This is a genomic window from Bradyrhizobium sp. SHOUNA76 (assembly GCF_023006445.1).
GTDB lineage: Bacteria > Pseudomonadota > Alphaproteobacteria > Rhizobiales > Xanthobacteraceae > Bradyrhizobium.
Genome location: NZ_JALBHA010000463.1, coordinates 1 through 5,215, shown reverse-complemented (window position 1 = coordinate 5,215; position 5,215 = coordinate 1). Strand labels below are relative to the sequence as shown.

Sequence of the window (5,215 nt, the reverse complement as noted above, 5' to 3'; positions counted from 1 at the left end):
CTTCGCCGCGTCCGCGCATTGCGCCCGAGCGCGCCGCCAAGAAGCGCGTCCGCACCGGCTCCGCCTTCCCCTTCAAGAGCGCGATTGCCGTCGGCATCGTGCTCATCCTGGTCGGCGCCGGCATCCTCTGGGGCAAGCAGCTGGTCCAGATCGTCAACGGCTTTCTCAAGCCGTCCGCGACGCAAGTGGCGGACACGCCGACTCCGGCGCAGCCGCAGAGCAAGCCGAAAATCCCCGATCGTGTCGGGCAGCCTTCGGCCAGCGACCAGCCGGTCGCGCCGGTGGCGCAGAAGGTCGTGCTCTATGACGAGGATCCGTCCGATCCGAAGGGCAAGCAATATGTCGGCTCGGTGGTGTGGCGGCTGGAGCCGATCAAGGCCTCGGGCGCCCAGAAGGCGGACGTCGCCGTGCGCGCCGACATCGAGATCCCCGACCGCAAGTTCAAGATGACGATGTCGTTCCGCCGCAACACCGATTCCTCGCTGCCGGCGAGCCACACCGCGGAGCTGACTTTCATCCTGCCGCCGGACTTTCCGGGCGGCAGCGTCTCCAACGTGCCGGGCATCCTGATGAAGTCGAACGAGCAGGCGCGCGGCACGCCGCTCGCCGGGCTCGCGGTCAAGGTCACCGACGGCTTCTTCCTGGTCGGCCTGTCCAATGTCGACGCCGACCGCTCCCGCAACGTCCAGCTCCTGAAGGAGCGCTCGTGGTTCGACGTGCCGCTGGTCTATGCCAACCAGCGCCGCGCCATCATCGCCATCGAGAAGGGCGCCCCCGGCGAGCGCGCCTTCAACGACGCCTTCGCGCAGTGGGGCGATTAGGCTGCTGCTGTCATTCCGGGGCGTGCGAAGCACGAGCCCGGAATCCATCGTGCAGCGGGTGACGTCGAGAAATGGATTCCGGGTTCGGTGCTGCGCACCGCCCCGGAATGACATCCCGGGTGGTCCAACTACTGCGCCGCCGCTTCCCGCTTGCGCGAGGCGACCGCCTCGCGGTCCATCACGGCGCGGCAGCCGGGGCTGACCTGCGCCTTGTTCCGCACCATGCAGGCTCTGACCCGCGGGATATCGGGGATTTCACTGGAGCAAAGCCGCATCGCATCGCCCGTGCACATCTGCTGCGCTTCGGACGAGAAGGCGAGGCCGGGTGAGGTCTGGAATGCGATGGCGGTGGTTGCGACGGCCAACAGCGAAGCGGTGGTCTTAAACAGCGAAGCGATGGTCTGAGTGCGTGTCATGCAGAGGGGTCCCCGATTTACCTAGGCTTGAGCCACTTGGTTTTGGGGCGCCGCACGCGACTTGATCTGCCGCATGTCACAGCCTTCACGCCGGGAACGTCGGTCCCGGATGTGGTCGCTCGATTTCTTGATGTTCGAATCGAAAAGTGCTGCGCCGCCCGAGCGAAGTATGCGCCATTGCCGTGCGGCTGCAATGGTCCACATGAAGGAATTTGCAGTTGTTGCGTGAACGTCACGCACAAAGCGTGCGCGCGAGATCAGATCAATCGATCGAAGGATGCGCTCGCTTGTTCCGCATCGCTCGCGCCGAGCGCGGAGGCGTGTTCCTCGACGGCGGTGACGCCCTTGGCGGTGAGCTCGAACAGGTCGCCGTCCTTCATCACGTAACCGTCCGCGATCAGTTGCCCAATCTTGCCCTGCCGGTCGTCGGCGAAGGCAACGGATTGGCTGATGTCCCGCAGGATTGAGAGCTGTTCGTCGCGCAACATGGCCTCACTCTCCGTTCGCTGGGGGATGGTTGTGGCCTCACATGCCGTGGCTCTGAAACACCTTGCTGCAGGAGCGCGACAGCTTGGCCCGGTTGGCCTGCAGGCAGCTTTGCACCGCGCCGTCATTGCCGAGATCCTTGCGACAGAAGCGCGATGCGTCCCGCGAGCAGGCCTGCTGCTCCTGCGGCGAGCCCATATGGCCCTGCGCAACAGCGGGCGCGTTCGACAGACCGGTCAGGGCCGCCAGCGTGATTGTCGCCAGAAGAAATTTGCGGACCATCGGCGGCTCCAATATGACAGGGACAATTCAGGTCCTGTCTGAACTCGTCGCCTTGTCACTTGTTCCCCCAAAGGCAGAGTCCGCCCCGCTATTCAAGGTTCCCGAGGCGCTGCTATAACACTGGAGAAGGGTGAGGGTGTTTGATGAAACGCTATCTGGTGTATGCGCTGGTGGGCCCGTTCTTCGGCGGGTTCCTGCTGCTGCTGACGACGACCTATCAGTCCGGCTATTGGGCCCAGACCAGTCTCGGCGAGGTCGGCAAGCTATTCGTAGTGTTCTTCAAGACCCTGCAATACAGCTACCTGTTCGGCGTCCTGCCCGCGCTGATGATCGGTGCGGTCGACGACATCCTGCTCCATATCAGGCGGATCGGCCCGGGCTTGCGGATGCTGCTGGTCGGCCTGTTCGCCTTCGTGCTGGCCTCGCTCACCTATAGCTCCCGCGGGCCGGATTCGGGCGCGGTGCAGTTCATTCTGTACGGCCTCGTCGGGTTCGTGCCGGCGGCGATTTCGTCCTGGCTCGTGCATAGATATGTCAAGGAGCCGCAAGCAGTGGCGGCGCCGACCTGAGCGCGCGACTTTAGAGCGCGGCACAGCAACCTCCGCCGCGGCGGCGCGTTCTTGAAGGCCATGACCATGTCCGACGACGACATCATTGCTCCGCGCCGATCCCGTTCGGGCCGCGGCCCGCATGCGAGCTCAGGCAAGGCGGCGCACGGGCCGATCATCGATCAGGAGGGCCATGAGATCCGCCCCGAAACGCTGGAGCAGGGATTTCGCGAGTTTCGCTTCGATTTCGGGCAAGGCAATCCGTTCGGCAATCTGACGCGCGAGCAGCGGATCGCGCGGCTCGAGGCGATCGCAAAGCTGCTCGACGTCGCCTTCGTCCTGCCCGGCACCAACATCCGCTACGGCATCGATGGGCTGATCGGCCTGATCCCTGTCGTCGGTGACATCATCACGACGGCGATCTCACTGTGGCTGGTGCGCGAAGCCCGCGCGCTGGGCGCGCCCTGGTACATTACCGCGCGCATGCTGGGCAATGTCGCGCTCGACGGCGTGGTCGGCATCGTCCCGTTCGCCGGGGACGCTTTCGACGTCATGTTCCGCGCCAACATGCGCAACGTGCGTCTGCTCCGCCGCTGGCTGGAGAAGCAGCCGCGGATGTGAAGCTTCAGGATTTTGATATTCAAGCGTCAGGCTCGATGCACCTCTCCCGCTTGCGGGAGAGGTCGGCGCGGAGCGCCGGGTGAGGGCTCTCACCTCTTGGGGGATCCTCGATTGCGGATACACCCTCACCCCGGCCCTCTCCCGCAAGCGGGAGAGGGAGAACTAGAAACGCAAAAAGCGCGACGGCCTTTCGGCCATCGCGCTTTCTGCGCACATCGTAAGGCTTCGCGAAAACTTACGCCGCGTCGGCGTCGGCGTTGGTCTCCACCGGCTTGGGGCGCCGGGGCAGCGGGAAGGCTTCGCTCTCATAGAGCGAGCGGATGCCGTTCTGGTCGAAACGCGCTTCCTCGACCTGCAGATAGGCGCCGTTCAGCGAATCCGTCGGCAATTGCTCCATCGCGAACTGCACCGCTTCGGCCGCGGTGCCGAACCGGCGATAGGTGAAGCCCGCACGCTTCTTCTTGCGGATCGCGGCGGGGAAGAGTTCGGCGGAGGTGTTGAAGTTGAACGGACGCAGTGGACGCATGGTCAAAGACCTCGTGATCTTATCTGGGGCTTTAAGCGCGTGGGGTTTGGGAGGGCAGGGGGCCGCAATCGAGCGGGCCCGCCGCACATGCCATTTCGCCCTCTAATATAGGCCGTTTTGACAAAAATGCGACCCCTGCGATCGGAGATGATGAATCCGCGCATGGCAGCCCCGCGACCGCTATAAGTCTAGTAATTTCAATATGTTAAATGGTTTACAGTTTGCCAAGAAGCAGCAGGACGACCAACACAACGAGCACGACGCCGCCGATCCCCATGCCGGAATGGCCTAGGCCATAGCCATAACCGCCCACGCGGCCGGACAGGCCCCCGACCAGATAAATGATCACCAGGATGATCAGGATGGTCCCGAGTGACATGGCTTCCTCCCTGGCGGCCGCCAAATGCGATGATCGGCCGCACCGCCAGGAAAAAGCATATCCCGCGGTCGGGTTCCACGAAGGAACCCCACCCCGCACGCCGATTATTTCGGCTCCAGCTTCAGCGCCGCCGAGTTGATGCAATAGCGCAGGCCGGTCGGCCCGGGGCCATCGGGGAAGACGTGGCCGAGATGACCGCTGCATTTGGAGCACAGCACCTCGGTGCGGATCATGCCGTGGCTGACGTCCCGCTCCTCGTCGATATGGCTCTCGGCGGCGGGCTGGGTGAAGCTCGGCCAGCCGCAGCCGGAATCGAACTTGGAGTCCGAAGAGAACAGCTGATTGCCGCAGCCGGCGCAGACATAGGTGCCGGCGCGCTCGTCGTGCTCATATTCGCCCGAGAAGGGACGCTCGGTCGCCTTCTCGCGCAGCACCGCGTACTGCATCGGCGACAATTCGCGCCGCCACTGCTCTTCGCTCTTGATGACCTTGTCGTCGGTGGTCTTCGTCTTGGTGTCGGGCATGGGTCTCCCGTTTCTTCTGTGATCTCAGGGTCAGTTGGTGGCCTTGCTGGCGCTCACCAGCGTCGGCTTTTCAATGTAGTTATCCGCGAACAGCTTTTTCAGGTTCTCGACCTTCGGCAGGTCGTTATAGGCGATGTAAGGCTGGTTCGGGTGCAGCGTCAGATAGTCCTGGTGGTAGGCCTCCGCCGGGTAGAACGCCTCCAGTGCGCCGACCTTGGTCACGATCGGCTTGTTGAAGACCTTGGCGCTGTTGAGCTGGCCGATATAGGCCTCCGCCACTTTCTTCTGCTCGTCGGAGGTGGTGAAGAGGGCCGAGCGATATTGCGTGCCGACGTCGGGGCCCTGGCGGTTGAGCTGGGTCGGGTCGTGCGCCACCGAGAAGTAGATCTGGAGGATCTTTCCGTAGGAGATCTTCTTCGGATCGTACTTGATCTCGACGGCCTCGGCGTGACCGGTCCGGCCGCTCGAGACCGTCTGGTAGTCGGCCGTCGCCTTGGTGCCGCCGGCATAGCCGGAGACCGCGTTGACGACGCCCGCGGTGTGCTGGAAGACGCCTTGCACGCCCCAGAAGCAGCCGCCGGCGACCACAGCGGTCTGGATCCCGCTCGCTGG

9 protein-coding genes and 1 pseudogene are annotated in these 5,215 nt (G+C 63.9%); 3 read left to right on the top strand and 7 right to left on the bottom strand.

Features of this window, described 5'->3' with window-relative positions; translation table 11 throughout:
- Positions 1–821, top strand: a pseudogene (locus MOV74_RS30860) (hypothetical protein); the annotation flags it as partial.
- Positions 822–949: 128 nt separating this feature from the next.
- On the opposite strand, the gene MOV74_RS30855 reads toward MOV74_RS30860, so the two are convergent.
- The 3 genes from MOV74_RS30855 to MOV74_RS30845 all read right to left on the bottom strand — a co-directional run bounded on the left by MOV74_RS30855 (position 950) and on the right by MOV74_RS30845 (position 2,005).
- Entirely contained in the window at positions 950–1,237 is a 288-nt protein-coding gene (locus MOV74_RS30855; RefSeq protein ID WP_246930620.1) for a hypothetical protein, read from the bottom strand.
- A gap of 257 nt (positions 1,238–1,494) precedes the next feature.
- Positions 1,495–1,725, bottom strand: coding sequence for a hypothetical protein (locus MOV74_RS30850; RefSeq protein WP_246930617.1), 231 nt, complete (start codon positions 1,723–1,725; stop codon positions 1,495–1,497).
- A gap of 37 nt (positions 1,726–1,762) precedes the next feature.
- The gene (locus MOV74_RS30845; RefSeq protein WP_246930615.1) at positions 1,763–2,005 is read right to left on the bottom strand and encodes a cysteine rich repeat-containing protein; all 243 of its coding nucleotides are present in this window, start codon (positions 2,003–2,005) and stop codon (positions 1,763–1,765) included.
- 143 nt (positions 2,006–2,148) lie between these two features.
- On the opposite strand from MOV74_RS30845, the gene MOV74_RS30840 reads away from it, so the two are divergent.
- Together MOV74_RS30840 and MOV74_RS30835 are read left to right on the top strand one after the other, a co-directional pair.
- Positions 2,149–2,574, top strand: a complete 426-nt coding sequence (locus MOV74_RS30840; protein WP_246930613.1) for a DUF5413 family protein — start codon at positions 2,149–2,151, stop codon at positions 2,572–2,574.
- A 60-nt stretch (positions 2,575–2,634) separates the two neighbouring features.
- Positions 2,635–3,174: a DUF4112 domain-containing protein gene (locus MOV74_RS30835; RefSeq protein WP_246930612.1), complete on the top strand. Its 540-nt coding sequence runs from the start codon at positions 2,635–2,637 to the stop codon at positions 3,172–3,174.
- A gap of 235 nt (positions 3,175–3,409) precedes the next feature.
- On the opposite strand, the gene MOV74_RS30830 is transcribed toward MOV74_RS30835, so the two are convergent.
- The 4 genes from MOV74_RS30830 to msrA form a co-directional block, all read right to left on the bottom strand.
- Entirely contained in the window at positions 3,410–3,700 is a 291-nt protein-coding gene (locus MOV74_RS30830) for a hypothetical protein (RefSeq protein WP_246930611.1), read from the bottom strand.
- A 214-nt stretch (positions 3,701–3,914) separates the two neighbouring features.
- Positions 3,915–4,079, bottom strand: a complete 165-nt coding sequence (locus MOV74_RS30825; RefSeq protein WP_246930610.1) for a DUF3309 family protein — start codon at positions 4,077–4,079, stop codon at positions 3,915–3,917.
- Positions 4,080–4,183: 104 nt separating this feature from the next.
- Entirely contained in the window at positions 4,184–4,603 is a 420-nt protein-coding gene (msrB, locus tag MOV74_RS30820) for a peptide-methionine (R)-S-oxide reductase MsrB (protein WP_246930609.1), read from the bottom strand.
- 30 nt (positions 4,604–4,633) lie between these two features.
- A partial coding sequence (gene msrA, locus MOV74_RS30815) for a peptide-methionine (S)-S-oxide reductase MsrA (RefSeq protein ID WP_246930608.1) occupies positions 4,634–5,215 on the bottom strand: 582 nt, incomplete at its 5' end.